At 35.0% G+C, this 17,572-nt stretch carries 13 protein-coding genes; 6 read left to right on the top strand and 7 right to left on the bottom strand.

Annotated elements, in window-relative coordinates; genetic code table 11:
- Nucleotides 1–94 precede the first annotated feature (94 nt).
- The 4 genes from lpdA to JI750_RS07960 all read right to left on the bottom strand — a co-directional run bounded on the left by lpdA (nt 95) and on the right by JI750_RS07960 (nt 2,853).
- Nucleotides 95–1,498, bottom strand: a complete 1,404-nt coding sequence (gene lpdA / locus JI750_RS07975; protein ID WP_202000032.1) for a dihydrolipoyl dehydrogenase — start codon at nt 1,496–1,498, stop codon at nt 95–97.
- A 219-nt stretch (nt 1,499–1,717) separates the two neighbouring features.
- On the bottom strand, nt 1,718–1,924 hold the full coding sequence (locus JI750_RS22000) for a type II toxin-antitoxin system RelE/ParE family toxin (RefSeq protein WP_255566572.1): 207 nt from the start codon (nt 1,922–1,924) through the stop codon (nt 1,718–1,720).
- A gap of 73 nt (nt 1,925–1,997) precedes the next feature.
- Complete coding sequence (locus JI750_RS07965) at nt 1,998–2,243, bottom strand: hypothetical protein (RefSeq protein ID WP_202000028.1); 246 nt, start codon at nt 2,241–2,243, stop codon at nt 1,998–2,000.
- Between the two features lie 151 nt (nt 2,244–2,394).
- Entirely contained in the window at nt 2,395–2,853 is a 459-nt protein-coding gene (locus tag JI750_RS07960; protein ID WP_012024199.1) for an Lrp/AsnC family transcriptional regulator, read from the bottom strand.
- 406 nt (nt 2,854–3,259) lie between these two features.
- Between JI750_RS07960 and JI750_RS07955 the strand changes: the two genes are divergently transcribed.
- Nucleotides 3,260–4,486 (top strand): aminotransferase class I/II-fold pyridoxal phosphate-dependent enzyme, encoded by a 1,227-nt coding sequence (locus JI750_RS07955; protein WP_202000026.1) that lies wholly within the window; start codon nt 3,260–3,262, stop codon nt 4,484–4,486.
- Nucleotides 4,487–4,597: 111 nt separating this feature from the next.
- Here the strand turns inward: JI750_RS07955 and JI750_RS07950 are convergent, their stop codons facing one another.
- From JI750_RS07950 to JI750_RS07940, 3 genes are all read right to left on the bottom strand, one after another.
- On the bottom strand, nt 4,598–5,692 hold the full coding sequence (locus JI750_RS07950) for a DUF695 domain-containing protein (protein ID WP_202000023.1): 1,095 nt from the start codon (nt 5,690–5,692) through the stop codon (nt 4,598–4,600).
- Nucleotides 5,693–5,841: 149 nt separating this feature from the next.
- The gene (locus JI750_RS07945) at nt 5,842–7,776 is read right to left on the bottom strand and encodes an amino acid permease (protein WP_202000020.1); all 1,935 of its coding nucleotides are present in this window, start codon (nt 7,774–7,776) and stop codon (nt 5,842–5,844) included.
- A 350-nt stretch (nt 7,777–8,126) separates the two neighbouring features.
- Nucleotides 8,127–11,033, bottom strand: coding sequence for an FAD-binding and (Fe-S)-binding domain-containing protein (locus JI750_RS07940; protein ID WP_202000018.1), 2,907 nt, complete (start codon nt 11,031–11,033; stop codon nt 8,127–8,129).
- A 393-nt stretch (nt 11,034–11,426) separates the two neighbouring features.
- On the opposite strand from JI750_RS07940, the gene JI750_RS07935 reads away from it, so the two are divergent.
- The 5 genes from JI750_RS07935 (at nt 11,427) to JI750_RS07915 (ending at nt 17,563) form a co-directional block, all read left to right on the top strand.
- Nucleotides 11,427–12,239, top strand: coding sequence for a mechanosensitive ion channel family protein (locus JI750_RS07935; protein ID WP_202000015.1), 813 nt, complete (start codon nt 11,427–11,429; stop codon nt 12,237–12,239).
- Between the two features lie 518 nt (nt 12,240–12,757).
- Nucleotides 12,758–12,991, top strand: coding sequence for a hypothetical protein (locus tag JI750_RS07930; RefSeq protein WP_202000012.1), 234 nt, complete (start codon nt 12,758–12,760; stop codon nt 12,989–12,991).
- A gap of 309 nt (nt 12,992–13,300) precedes the next feature.
- On the top strand, nt 13,301–14,509 hold the full coding sequence (locus JI750_RS07925) for an anhydro-N-acetylmuramic acid kinase (RefSeq protein WP_202000009.1): 1,209 nt from the start codon (nt 13,301–13,303) through the stop codon (nt 14,507–14,509).
- A gap of 221 nt (nt 14,510–14,730) precedes the next feature.
- Complete coding sequence (locus JI750_RS07920; protein ID WP_202000006.1) at nt 14,731–16,305, top strand: glycoside hydrolase family 10-like protein; 1,575 nt, start codon at nt 14,731–14,733, stop codon at nt 16,303–16,305.
- The gene (locus tag JI750_RS07915; RefSeq protein ID WP_202000003.1) at nt 16,292–17,563 is read left to right on the top strand and encodes an MFS transporter; all 1,272 of its coding nucleotides are present in this window, start codon (nt 16,292–16,294) and stop codon (nt 17,561–17,563) included. Before JI750_RS07920 ends, JI750_RS07915 begins: the two co-directional genes overlap by 14 nt.
- Nucleotides 17,564–17,572: the final 9 nt, after the last annotated feature.

The raw sequence follows: 17,572 nt of genomic DNA, 5'->3' as shown, positions 1-17,572 counted from the left end.
ATTTACAAAATTATTTTTGAATATTATATTATATGAAGCACAAAAAAACCGTCAGATCACTCTAACGGTTTTTAAATATAATTTAACGTAAAAATTATACGTGTAAAGCTCTATTTTCTGTCGCTGCCAATGCTGCTTCTTTTACCGCTTCCGCGAAAGTTGGATGCGCGTGGCTCATTCTAGAAATATCCTCAGCAGAAGCTTTAAATTCCATTGCAGTAACCGCTTCAGCAATTAAATCTGCTGTACGAGCACCGATCATGTGAACTCCTAAAACCTCATCTGTTTTCTCATCAGCTAAGATTTTTACGAATCCGTCTAAGTCAGCACTTGCTCTTGCACGTCCTAAAGCTTTGAATGGGAAACTTCCTGATTTATATTTTACTCCAGCAGCTTTCAATTGCTCCTCAGTTTGCCCAACTGCAGCAACTTCTGGCCAAGTGTAAACAACACCAGGAATTAAATTGTAATCGATATGTGGTTTTTGACCCGCTAAGATTTCAGCAACCATTACTCCTTCTTCTTCCGCTTTGTGCGCTAACATTGCTCCACGAACAACGTCACCAATTGCATAAATATTTGGAGTACTAGTTTGCAAATGATCGTTTACTTCAACTTGACCTCTATCTGAAATTTTAACTCCAGCTTTGTCAGCGTTTAATCCGTCTGTGTAAGGACGACGACCAACAGAAACTAATGAATAATCTCCCTCAAGAGTAATAGTTTCTCCTTTTGCATTTTCAGCTTGAACTACAACAGCATCACCGTTTCTTTCTACTGATTTTACTTTGTGAGAAACGTAGAATTTCATTCCTTGTTTTTTCAACACTTTAGTCAATTCTTTAGAAAGAGCTCCGTCCATTCCTGGAATGATTCTGTCCATGAATTCAACTACAGAAACCTGAGCTCCTAAACGAAGATAAACTTGTCCAAGCTCGATTCCGATAACTCCTCCACCAATGATTACTAAGTGTTTTGGAACTTCTTTTAAAGCTAAAGCTTCAGTAGAAGTAATAATTCTTTCTTTATCAATTTTGATAAATGGTAAAGAAGATGGTTTTGATCCTGTAGCAATTACAGTATATTTTGCCTCAATAGTTTCAGACGTTCCGTCAGCTTTTGCAACAGCAATGTGTGTTGCGTCTACGAAAGAACCTAAACCATTGAAAACAGTGATTTTATTTTTATCCATTAGGTAGTTAATTCCACCTACTGTTTGATCTACAACGGCTTGCTTGCGCGCGATCATTTTCTCTAAGTTGATTTTTACATCTCCTGAAACTTCAATTCCGTGATCTGCGAAATGAGCGATTTCAGCATAATGATGAGAAGAAGATAATAATGCTTTTGAAGGAATACAACCTACGTTAAGGCAAGTTCCGCCTAATGAATTATATTTTTCTACAATTGCAGTTTTGAAACCTAATTGTGCGCAACGAATTGCTGATACATATCCTCCAGGACCTGAACCTATAATGACTACGTCAAATGAACTCATAGTATTTTGTTTTTATTTTAGCGGTTACAAAATTAAGCAATAAAGTTCTGTTTGAAGTTTAATTTTCAATGTTTTTTGTGTGAAATATTAGCCTGTTTTAATCTTGAAGCTGTTAAGATTGTATAAGGTTCGCTAAGTTTTGTTTTTAACCTCGCAATGACGCAGAGTCGCAAAGTTTATAACTTTATAAGATAAAAAAGAAAACTTAGAATCTTAGCCTTAAAGTTTTCTTTCTGGATTTCTCGAAGTATGAAATATGGAATAAATAATTATTTCAGTGCCAATAATCTCATAAATGATAACAAATGGAAATTTAACCAAAGTCATTTCTCTATAACCTGGCTGTTTTTTGATTTCAAATAACTCTGGATTTATCTTCAAAACCTTAAGATAAGATTTTAAATATGTTAGAAATTGCTTTCCCAAACCTTTGCTTCTGCTTTAGTAGAATTCAATAGATTCATCAATTTCTTTTTCTGCTAATGGTAAAATTTTAATCTTAAAAACTATATTTAGCATTCAGTCGTTGCTCTGCTTCTTCCCAAGTATTTGCCTCTACTTCTCCAGACAAATATTTTTCTCTTTCTTCAGCGACTTTATTGTAATGTGAATCTGGAACGATTGACTCTTTTTCATCGTTCTTGATGGCATCAAAAACACTTTCCAAAATTTCTAGTTTTGAATCGTCATCAATGAATTTACCAAAATCTTTTATAAGCTTACGTCTTAATTCTTTCGTTTCCATTTTGCTTATATTTAAATTCAAATTTAAGGTTTTTTAGCTGTGAATTTTGTTAATGTTTTCCGTTTATGTATTTAACTTATGCTAGATGCACTGCAGTGCATCTCTACAGAAAAAACTTTATCCCTTTTGCCTCTCTGAACCTTTGAAACTCCTAAAAAGAAATCACTGTCGAATTCTTCACTTCACTAATCATAAACATACTTTGCGTACTGCCAATATGCTGTAAAGAAGTAAGTTTGGTTACTAAAAATTCTCTGTACGCTTCCATATCTTTTACTAAGACTTTCAAGATATAATCATAATCGCCGCTTACGTGATGGCATTCTAGAACTTCGTTTAGTTTTATGACTTCACTTTCAAATTTGGTTAGAAATTCTTTCGTGTGTTGAATGAGTTTTAAATGGCAAAAAACCACAAATCCTTTTTCAATTTTGGATTTATCTACTAATGCCACGTAGTTTTTTATTATGCCTTCGCGTTCTAATTTTTTGATTCTTTCGTATACTGCCGTAACCGAAAGATCAAGTTTTAATGATAATTCTTTGGTTGTTTTTTTACTATCGGTTTGAAGTAAAACCAGAAGTTTTTTATCTGTAGCGTCTAAAGTCATTTTTGGTTGATTGTTATTAAAAAGAAAGAAAATCTAGTAAATTGTAATTTCAGAATCAAATTTAGATTAAAAATCATTATAAACACATTTATCTAGTTTTAAAATCTAATTATTCAATTTACGGTTGATTAATTTTCTTATTAGATCTTATTTTGACTAGAATTTCTTTTGAAATATGGATGTCCTAGCCCTGATAGAAGTGGAAAGCCCGGAGTAAAAAAGGCATATGTTTCTTGTTCTAAAAAAGCGACCAACGGAAGCTCTTTTTAGAACATTAGAAACTTTGACTTTTTTATGAGGACTTGAAACGGAAAGCAGGAAATAGCTCCTTATCCTTCGACTTCGCTCAGGATAACAATTGCAATTTTAGCAACTTGGAACAAATAAAAACTTGAAACTAACTATAATGAAAAACTTCAACCCAGCAGATAAAATTCAGGATTTGCAATATTTTGGCGAATTTGGCGGTGTGAATCCGTCGATTTCTGATTCTTCAACTTATACTTTTCTTTCGGCTAAAACCATGTTTGATACTTTTGAAGGTAATATGGAAGGCTGTTATTTATACTCGCGCCATTCTTCTCCAAGTAATTTATATTTAGATCAGGCATTGGCAGCGATGGAAGGAACAGAAACGGCAAATGTTTCGGCTTCGGGAATGGGCGCTATTACGCCTACTCTATTGCAATTGTGCGGTGCAGGTGATCATATTGTTTCGAGTCGAACTATTTATGGTGGAACTTATGCTTTCTTGAAAAACTTTACACCAAGATTCGGAATTGAAACAAGTTTTGTTGATATTACAAAATTGAATGTTGTTGAAGCTGCAATTACTTCTAAAACTAAAGTCCTGTATTGCGAAACGGTTAGTAATCCTCTTTTAGAAGTTGCTAATATTGCAGGCTTGGCAGAAATTGCTAAAAAACACAATTTAAAATTAGTTGTCGATAATACGTTTTCGCCATTATCAGTTTCTCCTGCAAAATTAGGTGCTGATATTGTGATTCATAGCTTGACAAAATATATTAACGGAAGTAGTGATACTGTTGGCGGTGTAACTTGTGCTTCGAAAGAATTTATCAATTCATTGAAGAATGTAAATTCTGGTGCAAGCATGCTTTTAGGGCCAACAATGGATAGTTTACGTTCTGCAAGTGTGATGAAAAACCTTCGAACACTTCATATCAGAATTAAGCAGCATAGCCATAATGCGCATTATTTGGCAGATCAATTTGAAAAAGACGGTTTAAAAACAGTTTACCCAGGATTGAAAAGTCACCCTAGTCATGAATTATACAAAACGATGATTAATCCAGAATACGGTTTTGGCGGAATGCTGACGATTGATGTAGGTTCTTTGGAAAAAGCTAATGAATTAATGGAATTAATGCAGGAACGAAACTTAGGATATCTAGCGGTAAGTTTAGGTTTTTACAAAACATTATTCAGCGCGCCTGGAACCTCAACTTCAAGTGAAATTCCGTTAGAAGAACAGAAAGAAATGGGATTAACAGATGGTTTGATTCGTTTTTCTATTGGACTAGACAACGATATTCAGCGCACTTACGAAATGATGAAAGATTGTATGATTGAGCTTGGCGTCTTAAAACAGGAAACATTACTCTATAAATAAATTTGCACATTTTTTTTTAGATTGTTTTGAATCCGCTGAAGATCTTTCTTAAGCGGATTTTTTTTGGAAATTAAAAAGCCGTTCTAAAATCTTAGAACGGCTTTTTGCAATTTATCTTGGTTCAAAATGTCTAAACGATTGCCAGTATTTGTCTTTATAGAGTTCGTAGCCTATTTCAAAAACACCGCTGTATTTTTTAATTAATTCGTCAGCAATTTTCGCTGGTTTTCGAAAGTCCTTGCAAGTAAAAAAGATTTCTCTTTTATTGTTTGCGGTTTCTCTTCCCACATTTAAATAACCTTCAGAATCTGGAAGACTAGAGATGATTTCTTCTTCGATTTCCTCCAACAGCTTATATGTTTTTTCGTCTGGCAATCCGCCGTTGTCACAGTCATCAAAAGTAATTCCCAATATAAAAACCCAAGGGTGAGATGCTTTTTTATCCCACTCAATAATTGTGGTATTGATCAGAGCCAAAACAATAGAGCCATCTTGCTTTTTACCTTCAAAATTGGCATAACTATCATTCTCTGTGTTATGTCGGGTTCCTTCGTATTTCTCAACAAATTCTTTTTCTCTCCAAATTAAATAGTCTTTTAATTTCTCGATTGGAATTAGCTCTTCCGAAGTTTGATCTGATCCCGTAACTACAAGATTATCAATCAAAGTCACTGAATGCAGTTCGCCTAAATAATTATCCAGAAAAATATAGACTCCGTTGGTTATATTAGATTTTTTCTCTTCAATAAAATGATCATAAACAATAACCAGATCTATTTCGTCTGGATACTCCTCATGGATGCGAGGATAAAACTTTAGGTTTTCTTTACTGAATTCAAAACCCTGATACGTAATACCTATATTATTAATATCCGAAGCTGGTTTTAGAGCTGTAAATTTCCAGCCGTCAATTTTAGGAGCGCTAGCAACTAATTCTTCAATTGCGTAAATGTTTCTAATTGCTCCGTCTGGCGTTAAAACTAATTCGGCTGTCTGATCATCAAACATTCCGGTAAGGAAATAAATACCTTCATGAACTTCATCCAGTTTTGGAGCCAGTTTATCAAAAAAATCTTGGTGTATATTTTCTCCATTTTGAACGGTCTTAAAAAACACTTTTTCATTTGTTAAAAACCAATTCCAGAAATCATTAGAAGATTGTATTGGAGCATCTTTTTTGCCCAATATTTTATCAAGAAAACTCATGTACTAAAAAAATAAATTTAAAAATTCGAGAGGAACAAACTTAAGCAAAAGACCTTTCAAAACTTAGGAATATTTGTATAAAAAACCACAAAATAAAAAAAGCCATTCTGAAGTGCTCAGAACGGCTTTTATGGTATATAATTTTACTTTTACCCTATATTTTCAGTATTCAGTTTACTATTTTTTCTACTATAAGTAAAGTAAATAAATAGTCCGATTAAGAGCCAAACTGTAAAATAAATCCAGTTCCAAACGCTTAATTCAGCCATCATATAAAGACAGCAGATTAATCCTAAAAGCGGAATTAAAGATAGATTTTTTCTGAATGCCCAAACCGCCAATCCAACTAAAACAAATAAAAATATCCACATTGGAATTTTGTGTTTGAATAACTGGAAACCTGTTTCGTATTTTAATGAATCTTTGATCGGAAGTCCCTTTACAACCTCAGCATACTTAACCTCATCATCTTGATATTGGCTTAATAAATGTTCTAAATCTGAAGTTTCAGCTGTTTTATTATTTTGATCGATACTTTTTAAATAACTAAAAACTTTTTGAGAATCTTCTTTATCTAAAGAAGTTACGATTGAAGTAGCATCAAAAGTTTGCGCTTCATTATTAATAAATGCCATCGTAGCTTTACTGTTGAAAGCAAAAGCATAATACAAACCAGCAATAATTAAAACTGGCAAAATATATTTTGAATTGATATAAGGTGTTTTGAATTTTCCTCTTGGAATTTCAGGTTTATTTTGTAAAACCAAAACTCCTGCACAAACCAATACAAAGGCAAATAAAGTTCCGATACTGCATAAATCTGTAACCATTGTTAAGTTTAAAAATAAAGCTGGAACTGCAACTACAAATCCCGTAACAATTGTTGCAAAAGATGGAGTTTTGAATTTTGGGTGAACGGTTGAAAACTTTTTTGGAAGCAACCCGTCACGGCTCATACTCATCCAAATACGAGGCTGTCCCATTTGGAAAACCAATAAAACACTCGCCATTGCTACTACTGCACTAACGGCAATAATTCCTGACATCCATTTTAAGTCTAATTTTTCGAAAACAAATGCAAGAGGATCTCCAACATTCAATTCGTGATATTTTACCATTCCGGTTAAAACCAAGGCAATAGCAATATAAAGAATTGTACAAATAATAATGGCCCACATCATGCCGCGTGGTAAATCTCTCTGCGGATTTTTACATTCTTCGGCAGTTGTCGAAATCGCATCAAAACCAATGTAAGCAAAGAAAACGGCAGAAACTCCTTTTAAAACTCCGCTAACTCCATTTGGCGCAAACGGATCCCAATTGGCTGTATCTACATAAAATATTCCAACTGCGATAACTAAAAGCACTACGCAAAGTTTTACCACAACCATTAAGTTACTTGCATTACGAGATTCTTTCATTCCTCTGTAGACCAAAGCTGTAATCAAAATAATGATGAATAAAGCAGGTATATCAGTTACAAAATGGAAAGATCCAATTGTCGGCGCAGTTGTCCAGGCTGTATGTGCTTGTTGTAAAGCGACACTTAAATTTTCGAATGATTTTCCGCCTCGCATTAAAGCTTCAGCATCTTTAAATCCGTTTGAAGCAGTTAAGTAATCCATCTGAATCCATTGCGGCAAATGAATTCCGCCACTCTGGAGAAGTCCCGTAAAGTAATCACTCCACGATATGGCGACGGTTATATTTCCAACGGCATATTCCATGATTAAAGCCCAACCAATTATCCAAGCAATTAATTCTCCAAAAGCAACATACGAATAGGTGTAAGCACTTCCAGAAACTGGTACCATAGAAGCAAATTCTGCGTAAGCAAAAGCTGCAAAACTACACGCTAAAGCAGTAAATAAGAATAAGAAAATTACAGCTGGTCCTCCATCTGCACTGGCTTTTCCAATGGTGCTAAAAATTCCCGCTCCAACAATAGCTGCTATTCCAAAAGCCGTTAAATCCCTAGTTGTCAAATGTTTTCCTAAGGCATTATGACCGTCTGTTTCGTTCTGTGCAACCTGCTTCAGAATATCCTGTACTGTTTTCTTTCGGAATAAACTTGAAAATGCCATATAATGTTTTACTGTTATAAATTAATTTAATTCAGTTCTTTTTGTTTTATTTTGCAAATAATGCAAAAAATATCTTGATTTCAAATATATAAAACGATTTTGTTTTTACAGGTGTTTTTTTCTGCCACGAATTCACGAATTATTTTCTCAAATCTTTGTCTATAAATTTTCTCTCGCAGATTGAGCAGATTTTTTTCAAATTAAATCTCCAAAATCAGCTTAAATCAGCAGTCCCGATAGATATTGGGAGCTTGAAATAAAAAATAAATCTGCTCAATCTGCCAAATCTGCGGGAAACAAAAAAACTTTGCGACCTTTGCGTAATTCTTAGCGAGCTTTGCGGTTAAATTCTACTTCAAGCAATTTCTCAAAATACTAACCGGATGCTGTGCCTCACGTTTTGTTCCATCATAAATTTGATGACGACAGCTCGTTCCTGCGGCAGCAATCTTTACGTTTTCGGCCGTGTTTCTAACTTTCGGAAAAAGCGTATCCTCTCCCATTTGCATACTCACTTGATAATGCTCTTTTTCGTATCCAAAAGAACCTGCCATTCCGCAACAGCCCGAATTGTAAATTGTAACTGTATTATTTTTAGGAAGATTCAGCATGACGAAAGTCGCTTCAACAGAGCTTAAAGATTTCTGGTGGCAATGTCCGTGAATTTTAATTTCTTTGGTTTCTTCCGAAAATGAATCAGATGTTATTTTTCCGTCGATGATTTCCTTTTTGAAGAATTCTTCTATTGTAAATGCATTTCTGGATAGCTTTTCTGCAGCTTCTTTGTCATCTGCTAAACGAAGATATTCGTCTCTGAAAGTTAAAATAGCAGAAGGTTCAATTCCGACTAAAGGTGCATTGGCTAAAACCAAATCTTTAAAAACATTTACGTTGTGATTAGCGATTTTCTTTGCCTCCTCCAAAAATCCTTTTGAAAGATAGGTTCTTGCACTTTCTTCATGATCTACAACTAAAACCTGATAACCTAATTTAGTCAACAATTCGAAAGCATCAATTCCGATATTTACGTCGTAGTAATTCGTGAATTCATCCACAAACAAATACAATCTTCCATTTGGAAAATCTGATGTTACAGGTTTGTTGTTTTGATACCATTTTCTAAAAGTCTTTTTCGCCAATAACGGAACTTGCCTTTCAGGCGCAATTCCCATTGTTTTTTTCACCAAAGACTGATTCGAAATAAAATTCGTAATCGCAGGGAATTTGCTTCCCATTTTGTTCAATTTGGCGTTGTTGGCAAAAATCTTATTCCGAGTTGAAAATCCGTTTGCTTTTTGATATTGATACAAAAATTCGGCTTTAAGAGTGGCAACATCTACGTTACTAGGACATTCGCTCGCGCACGCCTTACAGCTTACACACAACTCAAAAACTTCGTATAATTCTTTCTGATCAAATTTGTTTTCTTTTTCAGAATACGTCAAATATTCACGTAAAGCGTTTGCTCTCGCACGAGTCGTTTCTTTCTCATTTCTAGTCGCACGATAACTCGGACACATCGCTCCCCCTGCCGATGGCATTTTTCGGCAATCGCCAGAACCGTTGCATTTTTCTGCAGCACGCAAAATTCCTAAACTGTCTGAGAAATCTTGAAATGTTTTAATATCTGGTTCTACCCTACCCGAAACTAAACGATGATTTTCGTCCATTTTCAAAGCATTGACAATCTTTCCGATATTTAAAACCGAATTCGGGTCGAACGCCAATTTTAATCTTTTCAGTAATTCGTAATTCTTATCACCAATCATAAACGGAATAAACTCTCCACGCACGATTCCGTCTCCGTGTTCACCACTTAGCGAACCTCCATATTTCTTCACCAAATGCGCTACTTCCGTCGCAATGGTTCTGAATAATTTTAGATCTTCCGTTTTCTTCAAATTCAAAACCGGACGAAGGTGCAATTCTCCCGCACCCGCATGCGCATAATAAATCGCTTCCTGTCCGTGACGCAACATCATTGCAGAAAACTCTGCAATATACGCTGGTAAATCGCTTAATTCTACTGCCGTATCTTCAATAGAATCCGCTGCTTTATCGTCGCCTACAATACTTCCTAAAAGACCTAATCCTGCTTTTCTCAGTTCGTTGGCTTTATCAATATCAGCTCCAAATAATTTAACGCTGGCGTATCCAAAATTATGTTTCTCTAAATCGGCAATTAAAGCGTTTGCTTGATTTTCGGCATCTTCTAAAGTGTGTGATGCCACTTCAAACAGCATAATCGCTTTTGGTTCTCCAACCAAAAAGAAACGGTTTTTAATATGCTCACGATTTGTTTTCGTACAATCCAAAATTGTGTCATCAATCATTTCGCAAGTGTACAAATGATGTTTCATTGCTACGACAACAGATTCCAAAGATTCCTGAATCGTATGATAATGCGCCACAACCATAATACTATGAGGTGGTGGTAAATCATCAACTTTTAAAGTAATTTCGGTTGTAAATGCCAAAGTTCCTTCACTTCCGCAAAGCAATTTCCCTAAGTTTATCGTTGGTTCAGTTCCGCCAAATAATTCAGATTTTAGCAAAATATCTACAGCATAACCTGTATTTCGTCTGTGAATTTCCGGTTTCGGAAATTCTCTTATAATTTCTTCCTGATTTTCTTTTACCGAAAGTTCGTCGTAAACGCTTTTGTAAATTTTGTTTTCTAAAGAATCGCCTTTGGTTTTCTCTATAAATTCAGCTGAAGTCAATTCGCCAAAAGCCACTTCAGTTCCGTCACTCAAAATCGCTTTAACTTCCGCAATTTTATCACGCGTAACACCATACCGAATCGAAGTTGTTCCCGATGAATTATTTCCCACCATTCCGCCAATCATTGCTCGGTTTGATGTAGATGTAATTGGCGCGAAAAATACGCCGTGAGGTTTTAAAAATAAGTTCAATTCATCGCGAATAACGCCCGGCTGAACCGTAACCGTTTTTTTCTCGGCATCGTAACCTAATATTTTGGTAAAATGTTTCGAAACATCCACCACAAGTCCGTCACCAACTGCTTGTCCTGCCAATGAAGTTCCAGCAGTTCTAGGCGTAATCGAAATATTATGTTCTGCCGCAAAGCGAATTAACCTGCTGATATCTGCTGTAGATTTAGGCAAAGCCACCGCATTTGGACGAATCCGATACACCGATGCATCTGTCGAATAAAGTGTTTTATGAAGATCATCGAATAAAAGTGTGCCTTCGAGTTCGCTGGCTAATTGCTCTAAATGAGATTGGGTCAACATGTTAAATGGTGCTTTTTCTTTAAAATAATTCCTCAAAAATTGAGACAACAAATATAAAGATAACACATGGCAAAATAATTTCATTTGTAGATTTTATCTAATAATTCCATCACATTTTATAAAATTCAGAAAGAATCCTGTAAAGTATTCCATTTACTAAAAGTTAATTTTAAAGTTTTGTTTAGTTGAATAAAATTTTTTAAACACATAGAAACATAGATTTTAAATTCAAAGCATGAGAATATTATAAAAATCTAGATTTTAACACATAGTACAGTAAACCCAGCTATGTGAATTTAAATAAATGAAATGCCTTTAAGTACAAAGAAAAACTATGTTTCTATGTGTTTTAAATTTCACTAAACAATTTAAACATTTTTACGCCTTATTATCATGGAAAATTTCGTTCAGGACGTCTTTAAACATTTAGAAAACTATTATTACAGTATTGTCGATCTTACGCCAAAATTTATTCTGGCCGTTGTCGTAATTCTCGTTTCGTGGTTTATCGCAACGCGAATTGGTCTCTTTGCAGGAAACCGACTCAAAGCCAGAATGCACGACCGACTTCTCGCCACTTTTATTGCCCGATTAATTAAATCGGTTCTGATTATTATTGGAGTTCTCTTCATGTTTAAAATTATCGGACTTGACGGCGTTGCGCAAAGTATGCTTGCTGGCGCGGGAATCTCAGCTTTTGTGATTGGTTTTGCGCTTAAAGATATTGGTGAAAATTTCCTTGCCGGAATTCTGCTAGCTTTCAAACGTCCGTTTTCTATTGGCGATATTATCGAAAGCAATGGTGTAAAAGGCGAAGTCATCAATCTCAACCTGAGAGATACTGAAGTAAAAAGCGATTCTAAGATCATTTATATTCCGAACGCGCTTCTCATAAAAAACACTTTAATTAATTACAACAGCGAAGGGTTTCTACTCCAAACTTTCACGGTCGGACTCGAATATGGTTCTGATTATACCCGCGCCATCGAACTCGTAAAAGAAGTTCTTGGCAACAGCGAAGAAGTAACCGAAAAAGACCACGAAAACGCCGCCGTAATTACCGATGTTGCCGCCGCAGGTATTATTCAGCTCAATGTTCGTTATTGGGTTAAAACCGCATCAACGATTCAAAACTCAGAATGCCGTTCTAAGATTATTGCTGCTGTCTTGAAGAAATTGAAAGAAAATGAGTTTGTGTTGAAATAGAAGGTATTATCCCGATAGCTATCGGGACTGAGATGCTAAGGCTCTAAGTTTTTTAAACTCAATTGTCACCTGAGCGAAGTCGAAGGCTTATGAAACCTAAAAATTGACACAACGAATTCTTCCCCAATTTTGTCATTTCGACGAAGGAGAAATCTTCGCACGTAACTCCGTAACGAAAAGCCAATCTTTATCGAGTTTCTTGCGAAGATTTCTCCTTCGTCGAAATGACATACTGTGTGGAAATCTCACTGAATTTATCATTTTTCAAAATATCGTTTTATATTTACCAATTAGAGACAATATACTACAGCAATAGTATTGTTTTTAAAAACAAAATATAATCTTTTTCTTACTTTAAAATATTTTTTTGATATCTTTACAGCCCTAAACACAAAGAAATATGATATCAAAAAAACTTTTGCCCGTGCGGTATGGTGGCGGTATTGGAAACAACTGCAACGCACTTTGTGGCGTAGGACACCTTAGCTGTGCGGGTTCTTTTCCTAAACACAAAGATTATGAGTACCAACACAATTTCAAAACAAACCGAAATCAAGCTTTTGAATTTTTTCAACGACAGAATAGATCCTGTTGAAATGGCTAAAACATTAAGGCAGGTAAATTTCACACTCGCTTTATGTGTTTTGAGCGAACATGAAACATTTCAAAGCGAAATCATCAAATTAAGAGACAACTTTTACTGGCTCAATGAATTAGCAGAAATTTTAAATCCTTATTTGGAATTGGAGTAGAATTTAAAATGAAAAACCTCGATTTTTTTAAGTCGAGGTTTTTTTTTCATTAATTAAGATTACAATTGTAATGGCCTTTCGAGTTATTTCAGACTAGCTTCGGAGAAGCGAAATATCTATAACCATTTTGATTCGCCGTCACAAAAGCTTCAGCGGAACGACATATTTAAACATTAATATTCTATCTCTATTGATTTTTTGTTAATTCTTGTAACTAGAAACAATAAAATCTCTTTTTTCTAAATTTATACGCAAATAAATCCCATTTTAGCGTTTCCAAATTAATTATGTTTTTTAAGATTAGTTGAAATGAATAAAAATATAAAAGCCCTATACGAAATAGCTCAAAAAGAAACTCGAAAAATATTAGGCTTAATGTCAGGAACTTCACTTGATGGACTCGACTTGGCACTTTGCGAAGTTTCGGGCGAGGGCGAAAACACGGTGGTCAAAATCCAGCAATTTGAAACTGTTGATTATAACGACGATATTAAAACCGAAATAAGAAAAGTATTTGCAAAGAAAACAATCGATTTTCAGCATTTAGTTTTATTAAACGAATGGATTGCAAACCTGCACGCGGGAATGATCAATGATTGTCTTGCTAAATGGAATATTCCTGCAAGCGAAGTCGATTTGATCGCTTCGCACGGACAAACGGTTTTGCACGCTCCGAAGTTTTTACATCAGCAGGAAAAATTTCCAAACGCCACTTTACAAATTGGAGACGGCGATCATATTGCGGTAAAAACGGGAATTATCACTTTATCAGATTTCAGACAAAAACACGTTGCTGCGGGTGGCGAAGGCGCGCCTTTGGCGGTTTACGGCGATTATTTGTTATTCAGTAAAAAAGACGAAAACCGAATTATGATCAACATGGGCGGAATCGCAAATTTTACTTATTTGCCCGCTTCACAAAATGCCGAAGAAGTTTTTGTAACCGATACCGGAACAGCAAATACTTTAATCGATATTTTCACCAAACAATTTTTCCCTGAAAAAAGCTTCGATAAAGATGCTGAAATCGCTAAAAGCGGCACTGTAAATCAAGAACTTTTAAGCGAATTAAAAAGCGATCCTTTCTTCCAGAAAAGCTTCCCAAAAACTATTGGTCAGGAATTATTTAACCATGAGTTTGTAAACTCTGCTTTAGTAAAATTAGGTTTGCAGAATATTTCGGCACCAGATTTGCTGGCAACTTTAACACGTCTGAGTGCAGAAACGATTGCTGAAGCGGTTTTGTTTGTTGTAGAAAATACTAAAACACCAATCGAAGAGTTTACAGTTTATATGTCTGGCGGTGGCGCTAGAAATCCGTTAATGGTGAAGTGGTTACAGGAATTATTGTCTTGTAAATTTGAAAAAAGCGACGTTCTCGGAATTTCAGGCGATGCAAAAGAAGCAGTTTTATTTGCCGTTTTGGCTAATGAAACTGTTGCTGGCGGAAATTATAATTTTGGTTCACAAAAAGGAATTCCATCGGTAACAATGGGAAAAATTTCTTTCCCAGATTAAAAGATAGCCACGACTCGACCGAAGGGACAGACGAAGTAATTCACGTATTTATTTAAAAATCTATGCGCAAAAAACGTTATTAATTAAACGAATTGTAATTACTTGGATTATATTTAATCTTTGAAAAAAATAATTCGTGAATTCGTAGCAGAAAAAACCCAGCGTTATTAATTATAATCAGTTAAAAAAACTATTTTTGGTTTTTGTTTAAAAAGATTGAAATGCATAAAAATCAGCACTTACTATACTCTATTATATTTTTATTTTTCTTTGGATGGAAATCTGTTTCTCAGGAAAAAATACTGCATCCTAAAAATGAATTTAGAGGTGTCTGGATTGCAACAGTTGTAAATATTGACTGGCCACAAAAAGCGACAGACAACGTAGAAAAAGAAAAAGCTGATTATCTTGAAATTTTAGAAGCCTACAAAAAACTGAATTACAATGCTGTAATTGTTCAAGTTAGAAGTGTTGGCGATGCTATTTATCCTTCAGAATTTGCGCCTTGGTCGCGATTTTTAACGGGCAAAGAAGGTTTGGCTCCAAATCCGTATTACGATACATTAGCTTGGATGATTGAACAGGCTCACAACCGTGGATTCGAATTTCATGCTTGGTTAAACCCATATCGCGCCACTTTCGATTTGAATAAAAATCTTTTAAGCCCTGGGCACGATCTTTTTAAACATCCAGAATGGATGATTGAATATGGCGGAAAATATTATTATGATCCTGCTTTGCCAGAAGTTCAGGCACATTTAACTAAAGTGGTAAAAGAAGTCGTTGACAAATATGATATCGACGCGATTCATTTTGACGATTATTTTTATCCTTATGCTGTTCCTGGAAAAGTATTTAACGATACCGCGTCTTACAAAAAATATGGAGCTGGCTTAAGCCTTTCTGATTGGCGCCGTGCAAATGTCAGCAACTTTGTACACGCTATTTCTACAACTATCAAAGAAAGTAAACCTTGGGTACAATTCGGAATTAGTCCGTTTGGAGTTTGGCGCAATAAATCTCAGGATCCGAGAGGTTCTGAAACACAATCTACATCAAATTACGACGATTTGTACGCAGACCCGATGTTATGGATGGATCAGAACTGGATTGATTATATTCTGCCTCAATTGTATTGGAGTATGAACAATACGAGAGCTTCTTACTCTAAATTGGTAAAATGGTGGTCTGAAAACGCTAATCCAAATACTGCTATTTATATAGGACACGCAACATACAAAATTAGAGGCGACGGTGATAAAAACTGGAATTATATGACTGAAATTCCAAATCAGATTGATCTTCTTAGAACTTTTAAAAATGTTTCTGGAAGTGCATATTTCAGTTCAAAATGGTTTATGGGCAAAAACTTTGATGTAGTTCGTCATTTAGAAGAAAATCAATATAAATATCCTGCACTTCCTGCTGCGGTTCCAAATTTAAAACATGTTATTATCGATACCCCAAAAGTTTTGGAATATAGTAAGGACAGCATTAAATATAATTTTACATTCCAAAGTCCGCTAAATACAAAAGTTCGTTATATGGTGGTTTATGGTGGCGATCATATTTCGAAAATCGATATTAATGATGCCTCAAAAATCATTGAAAAAGTAACCATAAAAGAAGTTGACGGAAAAATTAATTTCGCCATTGCAGCTGGAAAACTAAATCTGTACAAAGCCTGTGCTGTAACTTTTATTGATTATTATGCTAACGAAAGTACACCAACTGCTATAGACTTAAAAAAACCTTATAAAAACTATACACCAAATCAACCTAATGAAAACAGATAACAAACCTTGGTTTTGGATTCCGCTTCTAAACTTCGCTTCAGGATTACCGTATGCCATAATTATTTCGGTTTCGGTAATTATGTACAAAAATTTAGGAATTACAAATGAAGATATAGGAGTCTATACCAGTTTGCTTTATCTGCCGTGGGTTATCAAACCGCTTTGGAGTCCGCTTATTGAATTAATCGGAACCAAAAGAAAGTGGTTTCTGCTGATGCAACTCATCATTTCAATTGCCTTTCTGCTGGTCGGTTTCACGATTCCGCTCAATGGATTTTTCACCATGACATTATCGATTTTCTGGGTTGCAGCTTTTGCCTCGGCTTCGAACGATATTGCGAGTGATGGTTTTTATTTATTGGTTTTACCAGAAGACAAACAATCTTTTTTTATCGGAATTAGAAGTACTTTTTACAGACTTTCTATGCTTGCAGGAAACGGATTAGTGGTTCTCTTTGCTGGATATTTAGAACATAAATTTGGAGACAATACCAAAGCTTGGTCTTATACCATGATTTGCGTTGGTTTATTGATGACTTTTATTACGGTTTACAATTTCATTTTTACACCAAAAAACGAAATTAATGCTGTAGAAAATAAGAAAGAAACACCGCATCAAAATTTCGGAACTATATTTATCAGTTTCTTTAAGAAAAAACAAATCGGGCTAATTCTAACTTTTATCTTGGTTTTCAGATTAGGAGAATCTCAATTGCTTAAAATGCTTAGTCCGTTTTTATTAGACTCAAAAGAATTGGGCGGAATGGGATTGGATACTGAAGCTGTTGGAATCATTTACGGAACTTGTGGGGTTGCGGCCTTAACTATCGGAGGTATTTTAGGCGGAATTGCAATTTCTAAACAAGGGCTTACAAAATGGATGTTTCCAATGTTTTTAGCTATGCATTTACCAATCATTGGTTTTATTCTGTTAGCATTTTTTCACCCAACATCAATTTATTACATTTATGCCGTCGTGATTGTAGAGCAATTTGGTTATGGTTTTGGATTTACAGCATTTATGATGTATTTAATTCACGTTGCCGAAGGAGAATCAAAAACAGCACATTATGCACTTGCAACTGGTTTTATGGCATTAGGAATGATGCTTCCGGGAATGTTGAGCGGTTATATTCAGAAATTTTTAGGCTATCAAAACTTCTTTGTATGGGTTTTAATAGCAACAATTCCAGGTCTTATTTTATCACGTTTTTTAACTTTCCCAAAAGATTTTGGGAAGAAATCAGAAGAAGTTTAAACCCCAAAT

It is taken from the genome of Flavobacterium tagetis, assembly GCF_016735615.1.
GTDB lineage: Bacteria > Bacteroidota > Bacteroidia > Flavobacteriales > Flavobacteriaceae > Flavobacterium > Flavobacterium tagetis.
The sequence above is the reverse complement of the archived record's forward strand: the minus strand, read 5'-3'. Positions and strand labels throughout refer to the sequence as shown.